1 pseudogene is annotated in these 381 nt (G+C 65.1%); it reads left to right on the plus strand.

The window, feature by feature from the left end:
• A pseudogene (locus AC1DHL_RS30130) lies at window positions 1-381 on the plus strand (MdtA/MuxA family multidrug efflux RND transporter periplasmic adaptor subunit); the annotation flags it as partial.

The raw sequence follows: 381 nt of genomic DNA on the forward strand, positions 1-381 counted from the left end.
CCGTGAAGACCGACCAGGGCAATGTGGATAACGCCCGCATCCAGCTCGGCTATACCAGGATCGTGGCGCCCAACTCGGGCCGCATCGGCCTGCGGCAGGTGGACCCGGGCAACATCGTCGGCACCAGCGACACCAACGGCATCGCGCTGATCACCCAGATCCAGCCGATTGCCGTGCTCTACACCATTCCCGAAGACAACCTGCCGGCCGTGCTGAAGAAGCTCAACGCCGGCGAGAAGCTGCCGGTGCAGGCGTGGGACCGCCAGGAGCGCAACCAGCTTGGCGAAGGCACGCTGCTGACCACCGACAACCAGATCGACACCCCCACGGGCACGGTCAAGCTCAAGGCCATCTTCCCGAACACGGACGGCATGCTGTTCC

Source organism: Variovorax sp. 10L426 (assembly GCF_056395305.1).